General features: G+C 55.5%; 21 protein-coding genes. 13 read left to right on the forward strand and 8 right to left on the reverse strand.

The window, feature by feature from the left end:
- Nucleotide 1 precedes the first annotated feature (1 nt).
- The 9 genes from lpxA to SPL01S_RS12935 all read left to right on the forward strand — a co-directional run bounded on the left by lpxA (nt 2) and on the right by SPL01S_RS12935 (nt 11,649).
- On the forward strand, nt 2-790 hold the full coding sequence (gene lpxA, locus SPL01S_RS12895; protein ID WP_004952210.1) for an acyl-ACP--UDP-N-acetylglucosamine O-acyltransferase: 789 nt from the start codon (nt 2-4) through the stop codon (nt 788-790).
- A gap of 3 nt (nt 791-793) precedes the next feature.
- Nucleotides 794-1,942, forward strand: coding sequence for a lipid-A-disaccharide synthase (lpxB, locus tag SPL01S_RS12900; protein WP_063200314.1), 1,149 nt, complete (start codon nt 794-796; stop codon nt 1,940-1,942).
- Nucleotides 1,939-2,532 (forward strand): ribonuclease HII, encoded by a 594-nt coding sequence (gene rnhB, locus SPL01S_RS12905; RefSeq protein ID WP_063200318.1) that lies wholly within the window; start codon nt 1,939-1,941, stop codon nt 2,530-2,532. The genes lpxB and rnhB overlap by 4 nt, the downstream gene beginning before the upstream one ends.
- Before the next feature lie 87 nt (nt 2,533-2,619).
- Nucleotides 2,620-6,108: a DNA polymerase III subunit alpha gene (gene dnaE / locus SPL01S_RS12910; RefSeq protein ID WP_041417147.1), complete on the forward strand. Its 3,489-nt coding sequence runs from the start codon at nt 2,620-2,622 to the stop codon at nt 6,106-6,108.
- Nucleotides 6,109-6,120: 12 nt separating this feature from the next.
- On the forward strand, nt 6,121-7,080 hold the full coding sequence (accA, locus tag SPL01S_RS12915; RefSeq protein WP_004952206.1) for an acetyl-CoA carboxylase carboxyl transferase subunit alpha: 960 nt from the start codon (nt 6,121-6,123) through the stop codon (nt 7,078-7,080).
- A gap of 175 nt (nt 7,081-7,255) precedes the next feature.
- On the forward strand, nt 7,256-9,412 hold the full coding sequence (locus SPL01S_RS12920; RefSeq protein WP_063200323.1) for a lysine decarboxylase LdcC: 2,157 nt from the start codon (nt 7,256-7,258) through the stop codon (nt 9,410-9,412).
- A 108-nt stretch (nt 9,413-9,520) separates the two neighbouring features.
- Nucleotides 9,521-9,910 carry a VOC family protein gene (locus SPL01S_RS12925; protein WP_004952202.1) on the forward strand — a complete coding sequence of 130 codons (390 nt, stop codon included), beginning with the start codon at nt 9,521-9,523 and terminating at the stop codon, nt 9,908-9,910.
- Nucleotides 9,911-10,003: 93 nt separating this feature from the next.
- The gene (gene tilS / locus SPL01S_RS12930) at nt 10,004-11,314 is read left to right on the forward strand and encodes a tRNA lysidine(34) synthetase TilS (RefSeq protein WP_063200336.1); all 1,311 of its coding nucleotides are present in this window, start codon (nt 10,004-10,006) and stop codon (nt 11,312-11,314) included.
- Nucleotides 11,315-11,331: 17 nt separating this feature from the next.
- A complete protein-coding gene (locus tag SPL01S_RS12935) occupies nt 11,332-11,649 on the forward strand; it encodes a c-type cytochrome (protein WP_111738515.1) in 318 nt (105 codons plus the stop codon).
- A gap of 85 nt (nt 11,650-11,734) precedes the next feature.
- Here SPL01S_RS12935 and rof read toward each other — a convergent pair whose 3' ends face one another.
- Nucleotides 11,735-11,992 (reverse strand): Rho-binding antiterminator, encoded by a 258-nt coding sequence (gene rof, locus SPL01S_RS12940; RefSeq protein ID WP_004952197.1) that lies wholly within the window; start codon nt 11,990-11,992, stop codon nt 11,735-11,737.
- A complete protein-coding gene (locus SPL01S_RS12945) occupies nt 11,985-12,185 on the reverse strand; it encodes a YaeP family protein (protein WP_006318652.1) in 201 nt (66 codons plus the stop codon). The genes rof and SPL01S_RS12945 overlap by 8 nt, the downstream gene beginning before the upstream one ends.
- Nucleotides 12,186-12,400: 215 nt before the next feature.
- Here SPL01S_RS12945 and SPL01S_RS12950 point away from each other — a divergent pair, with 215 nt between their 5' ends.
- The 3 genes from SPL01S_RS12950 to nlpE are packed head-to-tail and all read left to right on the forward strand — an operon-like array spanning nt 12,401 to nt 14,079.
- Complete coding sequence (locus SPL01S_RS12950) at nt 12,401-12,949, forward strand: YaeQ family protein (protein WP_004952190.1); 549 nt, start codon at nt 12,401-12,403, stop codon at nt 12,947-12,949.
- A gap of 3 nt (nt 12,950-12,952) precedes the next feature.
- Entirely contained in the window at nt 12,953-13,366 is a 414-nt protein-coding gene (gene arfB, locus SPL01S_RS12955) for an alternative ribosome rescue aminoacyl-tRNA hydrolase ArfB (RefSeq protein WP_004952187.1), read from the forward strand.
- A 29-nt stretch (nt 13,367-13,395) separates the two neighbouring features.
- Nucleotides 13,396-14,079: an envelope stress response activation lipoprotein NlpE gene (gene nlpE, locus SPL01S_RS12960; protein ID WP_013814255.1), complete on the forward strand. Its 684-nt coding sequence runs from the start codon at nt 13,396-13,398 to the stop codon at nt 14,077-14,079.
- 52 nt (nt 14,080-14,131) lie between these two features.
- Here the strand turns inward: nlpE and proS are convergent, their stop codons facing one another.
- From proS to metN, 6 genes are all read right to left on the reverse strand, one after another.
- Nucleotides 14,132-15,850 (reverse strand): proline--tRNA ligase, encoded by a 1,719-nt coding sequence (gene proS, locus SPL01S_RS12965; RefSeq protein ID WP_004952181.1) that lies wholly within the window; start codon nt 15,848-15,850, stop codon nt 14,132-14,134.
- Nucleotides 15,851-15,970: 120 nt separating this feature from the next.
- A complete protein-coding gene (gene tsaA / locus SPL01S_RS12970; RefSeq protein WP_062868362.1) occupies nt 15,971-16,678 on the reverse strand; it encodes a tRNA (N6-threonylcarbamoyladenosine(37)-N6)-methyltransferase TrmO in 708 nt (235 codons plus the stop codon).
- Complete coding sequence (gene rcsF, locus SPL01S_RS12975; RefSeq protein WP_020439672.1) at nt 16,675-17,079, reverse strand: envelope stress sensor lipoprotein RcsF; 405 nt, start codon at nt 17,077-17,079, stop codon at nt 16,675-16,677. Before rcsF ends, tsaA begins: the two co-directional genes overlap by 4 nt.
- Before the next feature lie 115 nt (nt 17,080-17,194).
- Nucleotides 17,195-18,010 carry a MetQ/NlpA family lipoprotein gene (locus SPL01S_RS12980; RefSeq protein WP_004952177.1) on the reverse strand — a complete coding sequence of 272 codons (816 nt, stop codon included), beginning with the start codon at nt 18,008-18,010 and terminating at the stop codon, nt 17,195-17,197.
- Between the two features lie 60 nt (nt 18,011-18,070).
- Nucleotides 18,071-18,724, reverse strand: coding sequence for a methionine ABC transporter permease MetI (locus SPL01S_RS12985; protein ID WP_006327515.1), 654 nt, complete (start codon nt 18,722-18,724; stop codon nt 18,071-18,073).
- Nucleotides 18,717-19,748 carry a methionine ABC transporter ATP-binding protein MetN gene (metN, locus tag SPL01S_RS12990; protein WP_063200329.1) on the reverse strand — a complete coding sequence of 344 codons (1,032 nt, stop codon included), beginning with the start codon at nt 19,746-19,748 and terminating at the stop codon, nt 18,717-18,719. Before metN ends, SPL01S_RS12985 begins: the two co-directional genes overlap by 8 nt.
- 187 nt (nt 19,749-19,935) lie before the next feature.
- Here metN and gmhB point away from each other — a divergent pair, with 187 nt between their 5' ends.
- On the forward strand, nt 19,936-20,499 hold the full coding sequence (gene gmhB, locus SPL01S_RS12995) for a D-glycero-beta-D-manno-heptose 1,7-bisphosphate 7-phosphatase (RefSeq protein ID WP_063200332.1): 564 nt from the start codon (nt 19,936-19,938) through the stop codon (nt 20,497-20,499).
- Nucleotides 20,500-20,569: the final 70 nt, after the last annotated feature.

The raw sequence follows: 20,569 nt of genomic DNA on the forward strand, positions 1-20,569 counted from the left end.
CGTGATTGACAAAACCGCCTTTATCCATCCAAGCGCGATTATCGAAGAAGGCGCCGTTATCGGCGCTGGCGCGCACATCGGTCCCTTCTGTTACGTCGGCTCCCAGGTGGAAATCGGCGCTGGCACGGTACTGAAATCCCACGTTGTGGTGAATGGTGTGACCAAAATCGGCCGTGACAATCAGATCTATCAATTTGCCTCTATCGGCGAAGCGAATCAGGATCTGAAATACGCGGGTGAACCGACACGTGTCGAGATTGGCGATCGCAACCGCATCCGCGAAAGCGTCACCGTTCATCGCGGTACGGTGCAAGGTACCAGCCTGACCAAGATCGGCGACGACAACCTGTTTATGGTGAATGCGCACATTGCCCACGACTGTATCGTCGGCAATCGCTGCATCTTCGCCAACAACGCGACGCTGGGCGGCCACGTTGAGGTTGATGATTATGCGATCATTGGCGGCATGACGGCGGTGCACCAGTTCTGTGTGATTGGTGCTCACGTTATGGTTGGCGGCTGCTCTGGCGTTGCTCAGGATGTGCCACCTTTTGTCATCGCGCAGGGTAACCACGCCACGCCATTCGGTATCAATATCGAAGGGTTGAAGCGTCGTGGTTTTGATAAAGAGGCGCTGCATGCCATCCGTAACGCCTACAAACTGCTTTATCGCAGCGGTAAAACGCTGGACGAAGCCAAACCTGAAATCGAAGCCCTGGCCAAAGAGCAGCCGGTAGTGCAGCAGTTCCTCGATTTCTTTGGCCGTTCAACCCGCGGTATTATTCGCTGACCTATGCAAAATCGTCCATTGACTATCGGATTGGTCGCCGGAGAAACTTCCGGTGATATTCTTGGCGCCGGTTTAATCCGAGCGCTCAAGGCGCAGATCCCCGACGCGCGTTTTGTTGGCGTCGCCGGCCCGCTGATGCAGGCTGAAGGCTGCGAAACCTGGTACGAAATGGAAGAGCTGGCGGTAATGGGCGTGGTGGAAGTGCTTGAGCGCTTGCCACGCCTGTTGAAGATCCGCAAGGATCTTACCCGCCGGTTCAGTGAATTGAAGCCGGACGTGTTTGTCGGCATCGATGCGCCCGACTTCAATATCACGCTGGAAGGCCGTCTCAAGCAGCGCGGCATCCGCACTATCCACTATGTCAGTCCGTCGGTCTGGGCCTGGCGTCAGAAGCGCGTTTTCAAAATTGGCAAAGCCACCGATCTGGTGTTGGCGTTTCTCCCTTTCGAAAAAGCGTTTTACGATCGTTTCAACGTTCCCTGTCGGTTTATCGGCCACACCATGGCCGACGCCATGCCGCTGCAGCCGGACAAACTGGCCGCGCGGGCTACGCTGGGCATAGCCCCTGATGCACGTTGCCTTGCCTTGTTGCCTGGCAGCCGTGGTGCGGAGGTCGAGATGCTGAGCGCTGACTTCCTGAAGACCGCCCAACTGCTTCGCACCCGTTATCCTGAGCTGGAAGTGGTAGTGCCGCTGGTTAACGCCAAACGGCGTGAACAGTTCGAACGTATCAAGGCTGAAGTGGCGCCGGATCTGACCGTTCACCTGCTGAATGGCCAGGGCCGTGAGGCAATGATCGCCAGCGATGCGGCATTGCTGGCCTCGGGCACCGCAGCGCTGGAGTGTATGCTGGCCAAATGCCCGATGGTGGTGGGTTACCGCATGAAGCCGTTTACCTTCTGGTTGGCGCAGCGGTTGGTGAAGACGCCGTATGTCTCACTGCCTAACCTGCTGGCCGGGCGTGAAATCGTCACCGAACTGTTGCAGCACGACTGTGTGCCGGACAAACTGGCGGCGGCCCTGATGCCGTTGCTGGAAGACAGCCCGCAGACCGAAGATCTGAAACAGACGTTCCTTACCTTGCACCAAAGCATCCGTTGCGGTGCTGATGAACAGGCCGCTCAGGCTGTGTTGGAGCTGGTAAAAGCATGATTGAACCCTTTATCTATCCCGCCGCCACGTTGATTGCCGGTGTGGACGAGGTAGGCCGTGGCCCCTTGGTGGGCGCAGTAGTGACCGCCGCAGTGATCCTCGACCCCACTCGGCCGATTATTGGCCTGGCAGATTCGAAAAAACTCAGTGAAAAACGCCGTCTGGCACTGTATGACGAAATCGTGGAGAAGGCCTTGTCCTGGAGCCTGGGGCGTGCCGAGCCGGACGAGATCGATCGGTTGAACATCTTGCACGCCACCATGTTGGCCATGCAGCGTGCGGTTGCCGGATTGCATATCGCGCCGGACATGGTATTAATCGACGGTAACCGTTGCCCGAAATTGCCAATGCGCTCGCAGGCGGTGGTAAAGGGTGATAGCCGCGTGGCTGAAATCAGCGCTGCCTCCATTCTGGCGAAGGTGACGCGCGATCGTGAAATGACCGAATTGGATCGCGAGTTCCCGGATTACGGTTTTGCGCAGCATAAAGGCTATCCGACCGCCTTCCACCTGGAGCGCCTGGCCGTGCTGGGTGCGACCGAACATCATCGCCGCAGCTTTGCCCCAGTAAGAAGGGCGCTGGAGCGGTAATCTGCCGGCCTGGGTATCCGGGCTGTGCGCACGATAGCGTTAACCCGGGTTCAGCGTGCTGAGCCCCCTAGTTTCAGGTATCTGGATATGGCCGAACCTCGTTTTATTCACCTGCGCGTTCATAGTGACTACTCCATGATTGATGGATTAGCCAAGATCGGGCCGTTGGTGAAAAGAGCCGCCGCGTTAGCCATGCCTGCTTTGGCAATTACCGATTTCACCAACCTGTGCGGGTTGGTGAAGTTCTATGGCAGTGCGCATGGCGCCGGGATCAAACCGATCATCGGCGCGGATTTTCATGTGCAAAGCGAAGTGCTGGGCGATGAGCTGGCGCAGCTCACCGTACTGGCCGCCAATAATGACGGTTATCAAAACCTGACGCTGCTGATTTCCCGCGCTTACCAGCGTGGTTACGGCGCCGCCGGCCCGATTATTGACCGCGACTGGCTGATAGAACACCGCGAGGGGTTAATCCTGCTTTCTGGTGCCCGTCAGGGGGACGTCGGCAAATTTTTGCTGCGCGGTAACCAGCAACAGGTAGATCAGTGCCTGGACTTCTATCAGCAATATTTCCCGGACAGCTATTACCTTGAACTGATCCGCACAGGCCGGCCGGACGAAGAAAACTACCTGCATGCAGCCGTAGCGCTGGCGACCGAACGTGGGTTGCCGGTGGTGGCCACCAACGACGTGCGTTTTCTGGTAGAGGATGACTTTGACGCCCATGAGATCCGCGTCGCCATCCATGACGGTTTCACGCTTGACGATCCCAAACGCCCGCGCAACTACAGCACGCAGCAATATATGCGCAGCGCAGACGAGATGTGCGAGCTGTTTGCCGACATCCCGGAAGCGCTGCTCAACAGCGTCGAAATCGCCAAGCGCTGCAATGTCACCATCCGTCTTGGCGAATACTTCCTGCCACAGTTCCCGACCGGTGATATGACCACCGAAGATTTCCTGGTACTCAAATCGAAGGAAGGGCTGGAAGAGCGCCTGGAATTCCTGTTCCCGGATCCGGAAGTGCGCGCACAGCGCCGCCCTGAATACGACGAACGTCTGGATATTGAGCTGAAAGTGATCAACCAGATGGGCTTCCCGGGCTACTTCCTGATCGTAATGGAATTCATCCAGTGGTCGAAAGATAACGATGTGCCGGTAGGGCCGGGACGCGGTTCCGGTGCCGGTTCACTGGTGGCCTATGCGCTGAAAATCACCGATCTTGATCCGCTGGAATTTGATTTGCTGTTCGAACGTTTCCTTAACCCGGAACGTGTTTCGATGCCCGACTTCGACGTCGACTTTTGCATGGAAAAACGCGATCTGGTGATTGAGCACGTGGCGGAGATGTATGGCCGCGAGGCGGTATCTCAGATCATTACCTTCGGCACCATGGCGGCCAAAGCGGTTATTCGCGACGTGGGCCGCGTGCTGGGGCACCCCTATGGTTTCGTCGATCGCATCTCCAAGCTGGTGCCGCCCGATCCGGGCATGACGCTGGAAAAGGCGTTTGCCGCCGAACCGCAACTGCCGGAAATTTACGAGGCTGACGAAGAAGTCAAAGCGCTGATCGACATGGCGCGCAAGCTGGAAGGGGTGACGCGTAACGCCGGTAAGCACGCCGGTGGCGTGGTTATTGCGCCTACCAAGATCACTGACTTCGCGCCGCTGTACTGCGATGCCGAAGGGAATCACCCGGTCACCCAGTTTGACAAGAATGATGTGGAATACGCTGGGCTGGTGAAGTTCGACTTCCTTGGCTTGCGCACCCTGACCATCATCGACTGGGCGCTGGGGATGATCAATGCCCGGCGAGCGAAAAGCGGGCTGGAACCCATTGATATCGCGGCTATTCCGCTCGAAGACAAAAAAAGCTTCGATATGCTGCAGCGCTCGGAAACCACTGCGGTATTCCAGCTCGAATCACGCGGCATGAAGGATCTGATCAAGCGCCTGAAACCTGACTGTTTCGAAGATATGATCGCACTGGTGGCGCTGTTCCGTCCGGGCCCGTTGCAGTCAGGCATGGTGGATAACTTCATCGACCGCAAACACGGCCGCGAAGAGATTTCTTACCCGGATATCCAGTGGCAGCATGAGTCGCTTAAGCCGGTGCTGGAACCGACCTATGGCATCATCCTGTATCAGGAACAGGTCATGCAGATTGCCCAGGTGCTGGCCGGCTATACGCTGGGCGGCGCGGACATGCTGCGTCGTGCGATGGGTAAAAAGAACCCCGTTGAGATGGCCAAGCAGCGCGGCGGTTTCGAAGATGGGGCAAAATCACGTGGCATCGACGGTGAACTGTCGGTAAAAATCTTCGATCTGGTAGAGAAATTTGCCGGTTACGGCTTTAACAAATCGCACTCCGCCGCCTATGCGCTGGTGTCCTACCAGACGCTATGGTTAAAGGCCCACTACCCGGCCGAGTTTATGGCGGCGGTAATGACCGCCGATATGGACAACACCGACAAGGTCGTGGGGTTGGTGGATGAATGCTGGCGCATGGGCCTGAAAATCCTGCCGCCGGACATTAACAGCGGCCAGTACCATTTCCACGTCAACGATGAAGGCGAGATCGTTTACGGTATCGGCGCGATAAAAGGCGTCGGAGAAGGGCCGATTGAAGCCATTCTCGAAGCGCGAAACAGCGGGGAGCAGGGCTACTTTAAAGACCTGTTCGATCTCTGCGCGCGCTCCGATGTCAAAAAACTCAACCGCCGAATTCTGGAAAAACTGATCATGTCCGGGGCATTCGACCGCCTTGGACCGCATCGCGCGGCGCTGATGAGCTCACTGGGCGACGCGTTGAAAGCAGCCGATCAGCATGCGAAAGCTGAAGCTATCGGCCAGGTGGACATGTTTGGCGTCCTGGCGGAAGCGCCGGAACAAGTGGAGCAATCCTACGCCAATGTGCCCCGCTGGCAGGAGCAGGTAGTGCTGGATGGCGAACGGGAGACGTTGGGGCTATACCTGACCGGCCACCCGATCACCCAGTACCTGAAGGAGATCGAACGTTACGCCGGTGGCCAGCGTTTGAAAGATATGCACCCGACGGATCGGGGCAAAATGACGACCGCCGTTGGGCTGGTGATCGCCTCGCGGGTTATGGTCACCAAGCGCGGTAACCGCATCGGGATTTGTACGCTGGATGACCGTTCAGGCCGTCTGGAAGTGATGTTATTCACCGATGCGTTAGAAAAATACCAGCATTTGTTGGAAAAAGACCGTATCCTGATCGCCAGTGGACAGGTCAGCTTTGATGACTTTAGCGGTGGGCTTAAAATGACGGCCCGCGAACTAATGGACATCAGTGAAGCCCGTGAAAAATACGCTCGTGGGCTTGCTATCTCGCTGACGGACAGGCAAATTGATGACCAGCTTTTGAACCGTCTCCGTCAGTCGTTGGAACCCCATCGCTCGGGGACGATTCCAGTGCATCTTTACTATCAACGGGAAGATGCGCGGGCCAAGCTGCGTTTTGGCGCAACCTGGCGCGTGACGCCCACCGACCGCTTGTTGATAGATTTGCGGACTTTGGTAGGTAATGAGCAGGTGGAACTGGAATTTGACTAATATAGGAATGCTATGAGTCTGAATTTTCTTGATTTTGAACAGCCGATTGCAGAGCTGGAAGCGAAAATTGACTCGCTGACTGCAGTCAGTCGTCAAGACGAAAAATTAGATATTAATCTGGACGAAGAGGTTCAGCGCCTTCGTGAAAAGAGCGTTGAGCTGACGCGCAAGATTTTTTCCGATCTTGGGGCCTGGCAAGTTGCCCAATTGGCACGCCACCCGCGCCGTCCTTATACCCTGGATTATATCAAACACATCTTTACCGACTTCGAAGAGTTGGCTGGCGACCGCGCTTACGCCGATGACAAAGCGATCGTTGGTGGTATTGCGCGCCTGGATGGCCGCCCGGTGATGATCATTGGTCATCAGAAAGGCCGCGAAACCAAAGAAAAAATCCGCCGTAACTTCGGTATGCCGGCACCAGAAGGCTATCGCAAGGCACTGCGCCTGATGGAAATGGCTTCTCGCTTCAAGATGCCGCTGATCACTTTCATCGACACGCCAGGGGCTTACCCGGGCGTGGGCGCGGAAGAACGCGGCCAGTCTGAGGCCATTGCCCGCAACCTGCGTGAAATGTCTCGCCTGAATATCCCGGTGATCTGCACCGTGATCGGCGAAGGCGGTTCTGGCGGCGCGTTGGCGATCGGCGTTGGCGATAAAGTGAATATGTTGCAGTACAGCACCTATTCGGTGATCTCGCCGGAAGGTTGCGCCTCAATTCTGTGGAAGAGCGCCGACAAAGCGCCGTTGGCCGCAGAGGCGATGGGTATTACCGCACCGCGCCTGAAAGAGCTGAAGCTGATCGATTCGGTGATCCCGGAGCCGCTGGGTTCCGCTCACCGTGACGTCCCGGCGATGGCCGCCTCGTTGAAAGCGCAATTGCTGGCTGACTTGAAAGATCTCGACGGCCTGAACAATGAAGAGTTGCTCAATCGCCGCTACCAGCGCCTGATGAACTACGGCTATTGCTGAGTGTCGTTCTGCGTTGCAAAAAACCGCCTTCGGGCGGTTTTTTTATATCTGATGAAAAAGGCACTGTTATGAGCAAACTTTTTGCGGAGCGGTGCGCAGCATCCCGATGACGGGGTACACACTATCGGATTTTCATGTTGTTATAGAAGTTTGGCGGAACTGACAGGAGCAGCCAATGAATATCATCGCAATCATGAGCCCAACGGGCGTCTATTACAAAGATGAGCCTATTCGTGAGCTGCACACCGCATTGGCTACGATGGGTTTCCAGTTGGTTTACCCGAAAAATGGCGGCGATTTGCTGAAGCTGATCGAGGCCAATGCGCGTATTTGCGGAGTGATTTTCGACTGGGACGACTACAGCCTGGAGCTGTGCAGCGAAATTAACGAGCTGAATGAATATCTGCCGCTATATGCGTTTATCAACCAGTATTCCACCTTCGACGTCAGTCTGCATGAAATGCGCATGGTGCTGTATTTCTTTGAGTATGGCTTGAATGCGGCAGATGATATTGCGCAGCGTATCCAGCAATACACCGCAGAATATATCGACACCATTACACCGCCCTTAACCAAGGCACTATTCAACTATGTGCGCGAGGGTAAATACACCTTTTGCACCCCAGGGCATATGGCCGGCACTGCCTTCCAGAAAAGCCCGGTTGGCTGCCTGTTTTACGATTTTTTCGGTGCCAACACCTTAAAAGCCGACGTCTCCATATCGGTGACCGAGCTGGGTTCGCTGCTGGACCATACCGGCCCGCATCTGGAGGCCGAAGAGTATATTGCGCGTACCTTTAACGCCGAGCAGAGCTATCTGGTGACCAATGGCACCTCCACCGCCAACAAGATTGTCGGCATGTATTCGGCTCCTGCAGGCAGCACGGTGTTGATTGACCGCAACTGCCATAAATCGCTGTGCCATCTGCTGATGATGAGCGATATCGTCCCGATCTACCTGCGCCCGCTGCGTAACGCCTACGGCATTCTTGGCGGTATCCCGCAGCATGAGTTTACCCATGAGAGCATTGCCGGCCGGGTTGCCGCCACCGCGAATGCCAGTTGGCCGGTACATGCGGTGATCACCAACTCGACTTATGACGGCCTGCTGTATAACACCGATTACATCAAGCAGACGCTGGATGTGCCATCAATCCATTTTGACTCCGCCTGGGTACCCTATACCAACTTCCATCCAATCTACGAAGGCAAGAGCGGCATGAGCGGTGAGCGCACGCCCGGCAAGGTGATCTACGAAACGCAGTCCACGCACAAGCTGCTGGCGGCATTCTCGCAGGCCTCAATGATTCACATTAAAGGCGATTACGACGAAAGCACCTTTAACGAAGCCTATATGATGCATACCACCACTTCGCCGAACTACGGCATTGTGGCGTCGATGGAGACTGCCGCCGCAATGCTGCGCGGCAACCCTGGGCGGCGGTTGATTAATCGCTCGGTAGAGCGCGCGCTGCATTTCCGTCGTGAGGTGCAGCGGTTGCGGGAGGAGAGCGATAGTTGGTTCTTCGATATCTGGCAGCCTGAAGAGATCGACGAGGCACAATGCTGGCCGTTGAACCCGGACGATAATTGGCATGGGTTTGGCAATACCGACAGCGATCACATGTACCTCGATCCGATCAAGGTGACGATCCTGACGCCGGGAATGAACGAGCTGGGTACGCTGGAGGAGAGCGGGATCCCGGCGGCGCTGGTGGCGAAATACCTGGACGAGCGCGGCATCGTGGTGGAAAAAACCGGGCCTTATAATCTGCTGTTCCTGTTCAGCATCGGCATTGATAAAACCAAGGCGATGAGCTTACTGCGTGGCCTGACCGATTTTAAACGCGCTTACGATCTTAATCTGCGGGTGAAGAACATGCTGCCGGATCTGTTCGCGGAGGATCCTGATTTCTATCGCAATATGCGTATTCAGGATCTGGCAGCCGGGATCCACCGGTTGATCTGCCGGCACGATCTGCCGCGGCTGATGCTGCGGGCATTCGATGTGCTGCCGGAAATGAAGCTGACGCCGCACCAAATGTTCCAGCAGCAGGTACGTGGCAATGTGGAAACCTGCGAACTGGATCAACTGGTGGGCAAGGTGGCGGCCAATATGATCCTGCCTTATCCACCAGGCGTGCCGTTAGTGATGCCGGGTGAGATGATCACCGAGGAGAGCCGTGCGGTGCTCGATTTCTTGCTGATGCTGTGCTCCATCGGCGAGCGTTATCCCGGCTTTGAAACCGATATCCACGGTGCGAAATTGACCGAGGACGGACGTTATCTGGTGAAGGTACTGAAAACGCCGCCGGCTGATATCAACGTTTGAGCTGCTAACCTTTATGACAGCCCCGTTTGTCCCGCGGGGCTTTTTACCGTTGACGTTGCAACCCTCGCCGGATACCGTGCCTCATCAAGCAGACAATGAGGCATTACCATGTTGGCATTACGTCAGGTGCATCACATCGCAGTGATTGGTTCAGACTATGCGGCCAGTAAGCATTTCTACTGCGACATCCTCGGTTTTACCCTATTGGGCGAGTTTTATCGTGAAGAACGAGATTCATGGAAGGCGGATCTGGCGCTCAATGGACAATACAGTATCGAACTGTTCTCCTTTCCGTCACCACCGGCTCGCGTCAGCCGTCCAGAAGCATGTGGCCTGCGCCACCTGGCGTTCAGTGTAGACGACATCGAACAGGCTATCGCGCATCTGGAAGCCGCCGGGATCCTGTGCGAACCGGTACGCGTCGATCCTTATACCCAGTCCCGTTTTACTTTTTTCAGCGATCCTGATGGATTGCCACTGGAACTGTATGAACAATGAAGGCTTGTCTGAAGGCATCGGGCTGGTTAACGTGCAGCCCTATGGGCGTTATGGCGGTTTCCTGCTGCTTGTCAGGCGATGAACGATAAACCCATGAATACCGATCAACTTTCCGTACAGGTCAGCCGACAATTGGGTACGAAGCGGCATTTGCTGGTGGCGTTCAGCGGTGGCCTGGATTCCAGCGTATTGTTGCACCTGCTGGTGGGGCTGCGGCGGCAATGGCCGGATCTGCAGTTGCGTGCGGTGCATGTGCACCACGGCCTGAGCGCTTTTGCCGATGAATGGGTGGCCCATTGCCAACGTCAATGCGCCGCCTGGCAGTTGCCGCTGGTGGTCCAACATGTGCAGGTGGATGGCAGGCAGGGCGGGATTGAAGCTGCGGCCCGTGCGGCGCGTTACTCAGCCTTTGCCGCTACGCTGGCGGCCGATGAGGTCTTGCTCACGGCGCAACATCTTGATGACCAATGTGAGACCTTCCTGCTGGCGCTGAAGCGCGGCAGTGGTCCGGCGGGCCTGTCGGCGATGGCCGCTCAGGCATCATTGGGGAATACCCCCTTGCTGCGCCCTTTGCTGGGTATGTCGCGTCTGCAGTTGGAGGGCTATGCACAGCAGCATCAGCTCACCTGGATAGAGGACGACAGCAATCAGGATCCGCGTTTCGATCGTAATTTCCTGCGCCTGCAGGTGCTACCGCTGCTGAACCAACGCTGGCCATATTTTGCCGCCGCGACGGCGCGCAGCGCCAGCCTGTGCGCGGAACAGGAGCAACTGCTGGATGAGCTGCTGGCAGAACAGCTGCAAGCGCTGCTCGATGAAGATAATGCACTGGCGATCGACGGCCTGTTGGGTTGTTCGTCTGCGCGCCGTTTTGCCTTGTTGCGTCGTTGGATCGCGCTGTTTGGCGTTACCATGCCTTCACGCGAACAACTGCAGCGGCTGTGGGACGAGGTGGCGCTCTGCCGGGATGACGCCGAGCCGAAGTTGCAGCCGGGGCCCTATCAGATTCGCCGTTTCCGTCGGCGATTATATCTACTGCCGATAATGGCGGATTTGCGCGAAATCAGCCTGAACTGGTCATTGGCAGAGCCCCTCGAGCTGCCGGATGGATTGGGTAAGCTGAGTAGCGGGGAAGGCGATATTTGTCTGAGGGCACCACAGCCGCAACAGAAGGTGAGCGTTCGTTTTGCCGCTCAGGGAACAATCCGCATCCTTGGCCGAGCTCATTCCCGGCCAGTTAAAAAACTGTGGCAGGAGTTGGGCGTGCCGCCGTGGCAGCGCGAACGTACCCCGCTAATCTATTATGATGACCAGCTTATCGCTGCGCTGGGTGTATTTGTCAGCGAAGCCGGTCAGCCGTCTGAGGGGGAGAGATCCTGGCGACTGCGTTGGCATAAAAAATAATAATAGTATGAGGAGCAATGATGAAATTTGTGAGCGCAATGGCCGTGGTGTTCGGTCTTTTCAGTCTGTCGGCCAACGCGGCGGGAGACGTGGCCGCAGGGAAGGGTAAATCCGCCAGCTGTGTCGCGTGTCATGGCGCGGAGGGGAAGGTGTCGGTACCGATGTATCCGAATCTGGCAGGGCAAAACGCCATGTATCTGGAGCATGCGCTGCAGGCGTATAAAAAAGGGGAGCGCAACGGCGGCCAGGCTGAAGTGATGAAGGCCTACGTCTCGGCATTGTCTGATGATGATATTGCCGATCTGGCAGCTTACTATGCCAGTCTTAAACCATAGCCAGTCTTAAACCCTAGCCAGCCTGAAGCCATAAATGACGAGGGCAGCCGTTGGGCTGCCCTGTTGGGATGGCGTTACCGAAAAATCAATCAGACAGGCTGACGACCACGGTACCGATTTCCGGATGACTGAAACTGAGGATGTGATCCAGACGCAAGCTGAGAGCGTTGCCGGCCTGATCGATAATCAGGTATTCAACACCCTTGGTAAATTTCAGCTCGGTGGCTTTGCCTTCGAGTTTTTCTCCGTCGCGTAACTCCAGCTTCAGAATGTAGTTATGCTGACAGGCGAGTTCCAGGCTTTCATAGTCATCGCAATTGATGGATTGGTACTCATCATTCATCAACATAGTCGCTCACCAATAAGTTAGCGGCGGCAAAGGCCGCCTGTTCCCTAACGGAGGACGGTAGCGCGTTATCCGCAGCAACTTCGTCCAATGCCTTTAACACACATGCTAGCGCATCAGGCACGTAGCCGAGATCCCCACTGCCGATCTCAGCGTAAAAACGGCGTACTAACTCACAGTATTGTTGCACAGTTTCCTCCCTTAAGAACCTCTGCGTCATCGAAGTCCCGTATAGCGATGAGGCCCAGGCTCTCGGAGCTTTACTTAATCCTAGTCGACTATAGCACAGCTGTTGGGGAGTTATTAGCACCTCAGCGCGGCTTTCGCACTGCGCTTTGCCCAGCCGCGCTGGCTGCGGATGGGCCAAATCTAGTACACTGTCGCCTGATAATAATGAGGTCACCCATGGCGCTGAAAGCAACTATTTATAAAGCTACGGTCAATATCGCTGATATGGATCGTCACTTCTACCACGACGCCACGCTCACCCTGGCCCAACATCCTTCCGAAACCGAACAGCGCATGATGCTGCGCCTGCTGGCCTGGATCTGCCACGCCGATGAGCGTCTGGTGTTTACCAAGGGCCTGAGTGCCGAAGATGAGCCGGAAATCTGGCGGCGCAATGACCACAACGGGTTGGAAATGTGGATCGAAATGGGCCTGCCCGATGAGAAGCGCATCAGGAAAGCCTGCAACCAGTCACCGCGAGTGGTGCTTTACGCCTACGGTGAACGCGCCGGACATGTATGGTGGCAGGGTATCCAGAGCAAAGTAGCGAACCACAAAAACCTAAGCATCCGTTTTCTGGATGATGAACAATTAGGCAAGTTGGCGGCGATGGCCAGCCGCAATATGACGCTGCAAGCCACGCTGCAAGAAGGAACTATCTGGCTTTCTGACGCTCAGAATAGTCTGGAAATCCAGTTTGCCGAGTGGCAACAGGCGCAGGTGTGACCGGTGCTGGAACTGTCAAGAAACGTAGCCATACCGGATAACGAGCTGGAACTGACGGCGATCCGCGCGCAGGGCGCGGGGGGCCAGCACGTGAATAAAACCTCAACGGCTATCCATTTGCGCTTTGACATCCGGGCATCCAGCCTGCCAGAGTATTATAAGGAAAGGCTGCTGGCCCTGAATAATCATTTAATTACTGCCGACGGCGTGGTGATTATTAAAGCGCAGGAATATCGCAGCCAGGAATTAAACCGCGAGGCGGCGCTGGCCAGGCTGGTGGCGTTGATTCAGCAGGCGATGGTGGTGGAAAAAGCGCGCAGAGCGACCAAGCCCACGAAAGGGGCAAAATTACGCCGGCTGGAAGGCAAGGTACGTAAAGGCGCGACAAAAGCGCTGCGTGGCAAAATCCGCACTTAAGGATACATGAACACAGTAGGAGAATAGCTGTGAAGAAAATAACAATAGCCCTGTTTTTAGCGGCAGGGGCACTCTCATTATTGGGATGTAATAATCAGTATCAGCCGAAAGAACAACCTCTTCAGGCGATGCAGCAGAGCTATCAGGGCGTACTGCCTTGCGCTGATTGCAGTGGTCTGGATACTGCGCTATTCCTGGATGAAGACGGCACTTTCATTTTGCAGGAAACCTATCGCGAAACCAAAGACGGGGACCAGAGCTTTGCCGATTATGGTAAATGGGCGCGAACCGCCGATAAGCTGGTACTGACCGACAGCCATGGCGAAAAACGCTATTTCCGCCCGGTAGGCAAGAGTCTGGAAATGTTGGACCAAAGCGGCGCAGTGATCGAATCCACGCTGAACTACCGCCTGGATCCGGTGGAGAAAGCGTTGCCTAAAACGCCGATGGCGCTCAAAGGCAGCTATACCTACATGGCGGATGCCGCGGTGTTCAAGGATTGCGCCACCGGCAAGACTTTCCCGGTAGACAATACTATCGCGTTGGAACAAGGGTATGCCAAAGCGTACAAAACCCCCGGTGAGCCGGTGTTCCTGACCTTGAATGGCCATTTCAGCGTACAGCCTTCCATGGAGGAAGGGCAGACCGAGAAGGCGTTGGTTTCGGACGGCAAGATAGTCTTCGATAAGAACAAGAACTGCGACAGCAAATAATCGCTATAAAAAAACCCGCCGAGGCGGGTTTTTTACTTTCTGACACAGCCGTTTAGCGCTTGATCTGCCCCAGCAGGAAATCAACGATTTCGCCGGTTTTGATCATTTGCTTCTCGCCGACGCGGCGATTTTTGTATTCAATCTCTTCGCTATCGAGGTTACGGTCGCCGATGACGATTGAGTGTGGCACGCCAATCAGTTCCATATCCGCGAACATTACGCCTGGACGCTCTTTGCGGTCGTCGAGAATAACGTCGATGCCGTGCGAACGCAGGGTGTTGTACAGTTCTTCAGCCAGCGCCTGCACGCGGAAGGATTTGTGCATGTTCATTGGCAGAATAGCCACCTGGAATGGGGCGATGGCGTCCGGCCAGATGATCCCGCGATCGTCATGGTTCTGTTCGATGGCGGCAGCCACTACGCGGGTGACCCCGATGCCGTAGCAACCCATGGTCAGAACCTGGTTACGGCCATCTTCACCCTGAACGGTGGCTTTCATCGCTTCAGAGTATTTGGTGCCGAGCTGGAAGATATGGCCCACTTCGATACCGCGTTTGATCAACAGCGTGCCTTTACCGTCCGGGCTGGCGTCGCCTTCCACAACGTTACGAATATCGGCAACCTGCGGCAGAGGCAGATCGCGCTCCCAGTTAATGCCGAAGTAGTGTTTGCCGTCGATATTAGCGCCGGCGCCAAAATCGCTCATCGCCGCTACGCTGCGATCGGCCACGACCGGAACCTGCAGATTGACCGGGCCGAGGGAACCAGGGCCGGCACCGACGATGGCGCGGATTTCTTCTTCGGTGGCAAAGGTCAACGGAGCGGCTACCTGTGGCAGCTTCTCGGCCTTGATTTCGTTCAGCTCATGATCGCCGCGTACCAGCAGGGCAACCAGCTTGTGGCCGCTTTCTTTTTCGGCGTGCACCAGTAGCGTCTTGACGGTCTTCTCAACCGGCAGTTGGAATTGCTCTACCAGTTCGGCGATGGTCTTGGCATTTGGCGTATCCACAATGCGTAGTTCTTCGCTGGCTGCCGCGCGCGGCTGAGCCGGCGCCACTGCTTCTGCCAGTTCGATATTGGCGGCAAAGTCAGAACCGGTAGAGAACACGATATCGTCTTCACCGCTGTCGGCCAGCACCTGGAACTCGTGTGATGCGCTACCGCCAATCGAGCCGGTATCGGCATGCACTGGGCGGAAATCCAGGCCCATACGGCTGAAGATTTTGCTGTAGGCTTCGTACATTGCATCGTAGGTCGCCTGCAGGGATTCCTGCGAAGTATGGAATGAGTAGGCATCTTTCATCAGGAATTCGCGAGAACGCATCACGCCGAAACGGGGGCGCACTTCATCGCGGAACTTGGTCTGAATCTGGAAGAAGTTCAGCGGCAGCTGTTTGTAAGAGCTGATCTCGTTACGGATCAGATCCGTAATCACTTCTTCGTGCGTTGGGCCCAGCACAAACGGACGTTCGCCGCGATCGACAAAGCGCAGCAGCTCAGGACCATACTGTTCCCAACGACCGCTTTCCTGCCATAAATCAGCGGGTTGAACCACCGGCATGCAAACTTCGATCGCGTTGGCATTGTTCATTTCTTCGCGGACGATGTTCTCAACCTTTTTCAGAACGCGCAGGCCGGTTGGCAGCCAGGTGTAAAGACCTGAGGCCAGCTTGCGAATCATCCCGGCGCGCAGCATCAACTGGTGGCTGATCACTTCGGCGTCGGCAGGTGTCTCCTTCAGGGTGGAGAGCAAATATTGGCTAGTACGCATGGTGTTTTGGTTCCGTTAGAACTGCAAATTGCATCGGGCAGCCACAGTGGCGGCCAAAAGTGACAAAAGTGGTTTAGTTTACCAGTGCGAGCGGGTTGTCAAAAGAGAGACGGTGGAATTTTAACGCAGGTCGAGTGACAACACCTCGGTTTGCTGATCCACCACCCGCCAGCGCACGTTGAAATCCAGCAGCCAAACCGCATAATCCCGTTCCGCTTCTTCTCCCTTTCGGTAGGCCGGGCGTGGATCCTGGGCCAGCACCTGGGTGATAAAACGCCGCAGTTGCGGATAGCGTTGTTGGTGCTGCTGTAGCTGTTGTTCAGCCTCGGGGGTAAAACGCACTGGCATATCGCCGGCGGGCGCCGTCTGAGCAAACCCGGCGCGGGCCTGCGGTTGGCTTTCGGCAAACGGCAGGTAGGGTTTGATATCCACCACCGGCGTGCCATCAACCAGATCCAGGCTACCCAGTTCCAGCACCACTTCGCCCCCTTGAACACGTACGCCTTTTAATTCGATTAACGACATGCCTAGCGGGTTAGGGCGGAAGGTAGAACGGGTGGCAAAGACCCCCATCCGGGCATTGCCGCCCAGGCGCGGTGGCCGCACGGTGGGACGCCAGCCGCCTTCCAGGGTTTGATGAAAAATAAACATCACCCACAGGTGGCTGAAATCGCTGAGACCGCGTACTGCTTCCGCCTGATTGTAGGGCGGTAGCAGTACTAACTCACCGCCACCGTCTTCGACCAACCCCGGCTGGCGAGGTACGGCGAACTTTTCTTTATACGGTGAACGGATGGTTCCGATCTGATTGAAGACAAACTCGGTCATTTGGACGAAACGCTAAGCGCTGAACCCTGGCAAATAGCCTGTTGGTAGCAACCGGCAACGCCGCCGACAATCTGACAGTCGTGCAGCAGCACGGCGTTTGCTTTCATGTAAGAAGCGCGGATCTGCATGCGTTTACGGGCCGTCGCCAGATTTGGCGGTGAATCCTGTACGGTGGTCTGGCATGACTCGCCAGAGACTTCACCCAGATCGCGGAAAGGTTTACCCACTAATTCTTCTGCACTTTTATACAGTTTTACCGGCGCTGGACGTGCCGCGGGCGTCGTCTTTGTCGGTGTGGTTACAGTTGGTTTGCTGGTGTTGTTTGTTGAGGAGGGCGCGATACGCTGCGACGAACACCCTGCCAGCGCGAGCGCTAACAAACAGAGAGATAAAACACGCATTGAGATTCCTCTGTCTTTTTATAGAAGTGGCGCTATTGAAGCAATCTACGGCGGAAATAACAAGACGGGCCGGAGCCCGTCTTGCAATTATAGGAATAAAATCGGTAATGAATGATTACCAGCCTTTTACTGCGCCACCGTTAAAGATCTTGTTGGCCGCTTCGTTAACTTCGTCAGACTGGTATGCCTGCACGAACTTCTTCACGTTTTCCGCGTCTTTGTTGTCTTCACGGGCAACCAGCAGGTTAACGTACGGTGAGTCTTTATCTTCAACAAACAGACCGTCTTTGGCAGGAGTCAGGCCGATCTGGCTGGCGTAGGTCGTGTTGATCACCGCCAGTGCGATTTGCTGATCGTCCAGTGAGCGTGGCAACTGTGGCGCTTCCAGCTCTACCAGTTTCAGGTTTTTCGGGTTCTCGGTCACGTCCAGCACGGTCGGCAGCAGGCCAACACCGTCTTTCAGTTTGATCAGGTTAACCTTCTGCAGCAGCAGCAAAGAACGGCCCAGGTTGGTCGGATCATTAGGCAGGGCAACCTGGGAACCGTCTTTCAGCTCATCCAGTGATTTGATTTTCTTGGAGTAACCGGCAATCGGGTAAACGAAGGAATTACCTACCGATACCAGTTTATAGCCGCGATCCTTGATTTGCTGATCCAGATACGGTTTGTGCTGGAAGGCGTTCAGATCGATATCGCCTTTGCTCAGCGCTTCGTTTGGCAGCACGTAGTCATTGAACGTCACCAGTTCAACGTCCAGACCGTATTTCTCTTTCGCCACTTTCTGCGCTATTTCTGCAACCTGCTGCTCAGCACCGACGATAACGCCTACTTTAATATGGTTTGGATCTTTTTCTTCCTGACCGCAGCCTGCCAGAGCCAGAGTACCGATCAGTGCGCCGATTGCCGCGATGGATTTAAATTTTAACGACATATCCCTTCCTCATTAGACTCGCATTAAAAATACGCTGTGTGAGCGCAGTTGCTGTAAAAACTATTTGTGAGTGACGGCTTTCACGATGCGATCGCCACCGAACTGAATCAGATAGACCAGCACCACCAGTAATACTAATACGGTATTCATTACTGTGGCGTTATAACCGATATAGCCATACTGATAACCTATCTGGCCCAGGCCGCCGGCGCCAACTGCGCCGCCCATGGCAGAATAACCAACCAAGGTAATCAGGGTAATGGTGGCTGCGTTCACCAGGCCCGGCAGGGCTTCCGGCAACAGTACCTTTTTAATGATTTGCATCGGGGTGGCGCCCATCGCACGGGCTGCTTCCACCAGGCCGGAGGGGATCTCCAGCAGGGCGTTTTCCACCATGCGGGCGATAAACGGCGCTGCGCCCACGGTCAAGGGGACGATGGCCGCCTGCAGGCCGATCGAGGTGCCGACGATCAGGCGGGTAAACGGAATCATCCACACCAGCAGGATGATGAACGGGATGGAACGGAACACGTTCACCAGCCCGGACAAGGTTTTATACAGCGTATTGTTGGCGACGATTTGCCCCGGGCGGGTCACATACAGCAGCACGCCAACCGGCAGGCCGAGCACGAAACCGAAGAAGCCGGAGACAAAGGTCATCGCGACGGTTTCCCACACGCCACGTGCCATTAACCACATCATTGCCTCAGACATAACCCAGAACCTCTACTTTTACCTGATTTTCCTGCAGGAATTTAATCGTTGCCAGCGCGTCTTCGTCGCTGCCGTGCAGCTCAGCCAGCATCACGCCGAATTTCACACCGCCGGCATAATCCATCTGGGCGCTGATGATGTTGTTATTGACGTTGAAGCGGCGAGCGGCTTCTGACAGCAAGGGCGCATCAACGGACTGGCCGGTGAATTCCAGGCGCAGCAACGGTTGACGGCCGCCACTGCGTTCCGGCGCCAAACGCTTGGCATAATCGTCCGGGATATCCAGATGCAACGTGGATTGGATAAACTGTTGGGCCAGCGGCGTTTTCGGGTGCGAGAACACTTCGCTGACGCTGTCTTTTTCAATCAACTGCCCCTGACTGATGACTGCTACCTGATCGCAGATGCGTTTCACCACGTCCATTTCATGGGTGATCAACAGGATGGTCAGGCCGAGGCGGCGGTTAATGTCTTTCAGCAGTTCCAGAATCGAACGGGTAGTTGCCGGATCCAGCGCGCTGGTGGCTTCGTCACACAGCAGCACTTTGGGTTGGCTTGCCAGCGCGCGAGCAATCGCCACACGCTGCTTTTGGCCACCGGACAAATTGGCAGGATAGGCGTCATGTTTGTCTGACAGCCCGACCAGCTCCAATAGTTCGGTCACCCGTTTTCTTATTTCAGCGCGCGGGGTGTTGTCCAGTTCCAGCGGCAGCGAAACGTTGCCAAATACCGTGCGGGAGGACAGCAGATTAAAGTGTTGGAAAATCATGCCAATCTGACGGCGAGCGCGTGTCAATTCGCTTTCAGACAGCGAGGTCAGATCCTGTCCGTCAACCAACACCTGGCCGGAGGTTGGGCGCTCAAGCATGTTGGCGCAGCGGATCAGCGTACTTTTACCGGCACCGGAAGCACCGATAACGCCATAGATTTGCCCGGCAGGGACGTGAAGAGTCACGTCAGAGAGCGCATTAATAGAGCGCGAACCCTGCTGGAACACTTTGGTGATGTTAGAAAGTTTAATCATATTCTTCTTATTTTAGCGTGGTTGCCCGTGGCTAGATAAAAGTAAACCTTGGCGTGGACCAAGGTATGAGTCAGATGTTAAGGCGTCTAGACGTCCAAGTCAACGACCAACGCCGTTCTCTGCCGTTCTCAGCACTGGGTAAAACATGCGATACTGTACTCGTTTTCAGGCCCTCAGGAGTAAACCGGTGACACAAAGCGTTCCAGCAATTTTCCTAGATCGTGACGGCACGATTAATGTTGATCATGGCTACGTCCATGAAATCGATAATTTCCACTTTATTGATGGCGTGATTGACGCCTGTCGCGAACTTAAAAAGATGGGCTTTGCTCTGGTATTGGTCACCAACCAATCCGGCATTGCGCGCGGCAAGTTCGACGAAAAACAGTTTATGTACCTGACCGAGTGGATGGACTGGTCGCTGGCCGATCGCGATGTTGACCTGGATGGCATCTATTTCTGTCCGCATCACCCAGAGGCAGTAATAGAAGAGTACCGCCAGACGTGCGACTGCCGTAAACCGCAGCCGGGCATGTTGCTGCAGGCACAGCAAGAACTGAACATCGACATGGCCTCTTCTTATATGGTGGGTGACAAACCGGAAGATATGCAGGCTGCCATCGCGGCAGGTGTTGGTACTAAAGTGCTGGTGCGTACCGGCAAGCCGGTCACCGAACAAGGCGAGAAACTGGCGGATTGGGTGTTAAACAGCCTGGCAGAGCTGCCGGAAGCCATCAAAAAGCGGGTTTAGTAGGCGTTATGCATGAATAGTGAGCGGTCAGAAAAAAAGTGAATATTAATCCTTGTCATTCTGAGCCGGC

It is taken from the genome of Serratia plymuthica NBRC 102599, from assembly GCF_001590925.1.
Lineage (GTDB): Bacteria > Pseudomonadota > Gammaproteobacteria > Enterobacterales > Enterobacteriaceae > Serratia > Serratia plymuthica.

What these genes read in the sequence shown, in the direction of transcription:
- lpxB (WP_063200314.1), top strand. Translation starts at nt 794, where the DNA reads ATGCAAAATCGTCCATTGACTATCGGATTGGTCGCCGGAGAAACTTCC.
- rnhB (WP_063200318.1), top strand. Translation starts at nt 1,939, where the DNA reads ATGATTGAACCCTTTATCTATCCCGCCGCCACGTTGATTGCCGGTGTG.
- dnaE (WP_041417147.1), top strand. Translation starts at nt 2,620, where the DNA reads ATGGCCGAACCTCGTTTTATTCACCTGCGCGTTCATAGTGACTACTCC.
- accA (WP_004952206.1), top strand. Translation starts at nt 6,121, where the DNA reads ATGAGTCTGAATTTTCTTGATTTTGAACAGCCGATTGCAGAGCTGGAA.
- SPL01S_RS12920 (WP_063200323.1), top strand. Translation starts at nt 7,256, where the DNA reads ATGAATATCATCGCAATCATGAGCCCAACGGGCGTCTATTACAAAGAT.
- SPL01S_RS12925 (WP_004952202.1), top strand. Translation starts at nt 9,521, where the DNA reads ATGTTGGCATTACGTCAGGTGCATCACATCGCAGTGATTGGTTCAGAC.
- tilS (WP_063200336.1), top strand. Translation starts at nt 10,004, where the DNA reads ATGAATACCGATCAACTTTCCGTACAGGTCAGCCGACAATTGGGTACG.
- SPL01S_RS12935 (WP_111738515.1), top strand. Translation starts at nt 11,332, where the DNA reads ATGATGAAATTTGTGAGCGCAATGGCCGTGGTGTTCGGTCTTTTCAGT.
- rof (WP_004952197.1), bottom strand. Translation starts at nt 11,992, where the DNA reads ATGAATGATGAGTACCAATCCATCAATTGCGATGACTATGAAAGCCTG.
- SPL01S_RS12950 (WP_004952190.1), top strand. Translation starts at nt 12,401, where the DNA reads ATGGCGCTGAAAGCAACTATTTATAAAGCTACGGTCAATATCGCTGAT.
- proS (WP_004952181.1), bottom strand. Translation starts at nt 15,850, where the DNA reads ATGCGTACTAGCCAATATTTGCTCTCCACCCTGAAGGAGACACCTGCC.
- tsaA (WP_062868362.1), bottom strand. Translation starts at nt 16,678, where the DNA reads ATGACCGAGTTTGTCTTCAATCAGATCGGAACCATCCGTTCACCGTAT.
- rcsF (WP_020439672.1), bottom strand. Translation starts at nt 17,079, where the DNA reads ATGCGTGTTTTATCTCTCTGTTTGTTAGCGCTCGCGCTGGCAGGGTGT.
- SPL01S_RS12980 (WP_004952177.1), bottom strand. Translation starts at nt 18,010, where the DNA reads ATGTCGTTAAAATTTAAATCCATCGCGGCAATCGGCGCACTGATCGGT.
- SPL01S_RS12985 (WP_006327515.1), bottom strand. Translation starts at nt 18,724, where the DNA reads ATGTCTGAGGCAATGATGTGGTTAATGGCACGTGGCGTGTGGGAAACC.
- metN (WP_063200329.1), bottom strand. Translation starts at nt 19,748, where the DNA reads ATGATTAAACTTTCTAACATCACCAAAGTGTTCCAGCAGGGTTCGCGC.